The organism is Bradyrhizobium sp. ORS 375, from assembly GCF_000239775.1.
Lineage (GTDB): Bacteria > Pseudomonadota > Alphaproteobacteria > Rhizobiales > Xanthobacteraceae > Bradyrhizobium.
Genome location: NZ_CAFI01000216.1, coordinates 1 through 1690, shown reverse-complemented (window position 1 = coordinate 1690; position 1690 = coordinate 1). Strand labels below are relative to the sequence as shown.

Annotated in this window: 1 protein-coding gene; it reads left to right on the top strand. The window is 71.9% G+C overall.

The genetic code is table 11. The features are described from left to right. Positions 1-1617, top strand: a 1617-nt coding sequence (locus BRAO375_RS18210) for a pseudouridine synthase (RefSeq protein WP_035640955.1), incomplete at its 5' end; no start/stop codon positions are given. Positions 1618-1690: the final 73 nt, after the last annotated feature.

Genomic DNA, 1690 nt, shown 5'->3' with positions numbered 1-1690 from the left:
TTCGGCGAGCGCAAGCCCTACGCGCCGCGGGAGCGCGACGGCGAGAAGCGGCCGTATACGCCGCGCGGCGAAGGCGCGCGCGATCGCGGTGACCGACCGGCGCGCAGCTTCGGCGACCGTCCCTCGCGCGGTCGCGATCGGCCGGAGCGCAAGTTCGGCGGCGAGCGCAACTTCTCGCGCGGTGCTGAAGGCGACCGTGGCGAGCGCAAGTTCGGCGGCGGAGCGCGCGGGCCGCGCAAGGAGTTCGGCGACCGTCCGCCGCGGGGTGAGAGCAAGCCTTGGCAGAAGCGCGATGGCGATCGCGCCGAGCGCGGCGCGCGCCCGCCGCGCGAGGGCGGCCGCAGCTACGACCGTCTGCGGTCCGATCGCCCGCGCGAGGATCGTCCGAAGTTCGACCGTCCCCGTGATCGCGGCGACGACCGGGGCTTCGACAAGCCGCGGCGCCGCCCCGAGGGGCGCACCGACTGGCAGGAGCATCCGCGCAGCGAGCGCCGCGAGTTCGGCGATCGGCCGCGCCGCGACAATGAGGACGACAGCCAGATCTTCGCCAAGCGCCCGGCGTTCGGCGGCCGCGGTCCGTATCGCGAGCGCAAGCCGGAGACGGAGAAGCGAAGCAAACGCGTCGTGCCCGACGAGGCGCCGAAGCCCGGCAAGACCGGCGAGCGAATCGCCAAGGTGCTGGCCCGCGCCGGCCTCGCCTCGCGCCGCGACGCCGAGGAGATGGTGACGCAGGGCCGCGTCAGCGTGAACGGCCGGGTCATCAACTCGCCGGCCCTCGACGTCACCGAGAACGACGAGATCAAGGTCGACGGCGCGCCGCTGCCGGAGCGCGAGCGGACGCGGCTGTTTTTGTATCACAAGCCGCGCGGGCTGATGACGACGCACAGCGACCCCGAGGGTCGCCCGACGGTGTTCGACAACCTGCCCGAGGGCCTGCCGCGGCTGATCTCGATCGGCCGGCTCGACTTCAACACCGAGGGCCTGCTGCTGCTCACCAATGACGGCGGCCTGGCGCGCGTGCTGGAGCTGCCGGACACCGGCTGGACGCGGCGCTACCGCGTCCGCGCGCATGGCGAGATCACGCAAGGCCAGCTCGACCAGCTCGCTGCTGGTGTTGAGGTCGACGGCGTGAAGTATGGCCCGATCGAAGCGACGCTCGAGCGCGACCAGGGCGCCAATGTCTGGCTGGTCGTCGCGATCCGCGAGGGCAAGAACCGCGAGGTGCGCAATGTGCTGGCGCATCTCGGCCTCGAGGTGAACCGCCTGATCCGCGTCTCCTACGGCCCGTTCCAGCTCTTGGAGCTGCCCGAGGGCGAGGTGCAGGAGGTCAAGACGCGGGTACTGCGCGAGCAACTCGGCGAGAAGGTCATCGCCCAGTCCGGCGCCGATCTCGGCCCGGCGGGCAGTGGCAATCGCGAGCCGCTGCCGGATCCGAAGCCCAAGCCGAAGCGCGAGGTGGTCGCCGACCGCAAGGGCCGCCGCGTGCTGGTCCAGCGCACCGGCAGCGAGGAGGCGCGCGAGCGTCACGAGGCCGAGGCGCGCTTCCCCGGCCCGCCGAAGCGGCCGAAGCGCGGCTATCACGGCAAGCGCGACATCGCTCCGCGGGATGATGAGTAGGACGATGCCATCGGCTGCGATGTATGCTGCGGACTCAGTCTTGCTAATCTCCGACGCTCGGGTGGTCTCTCCT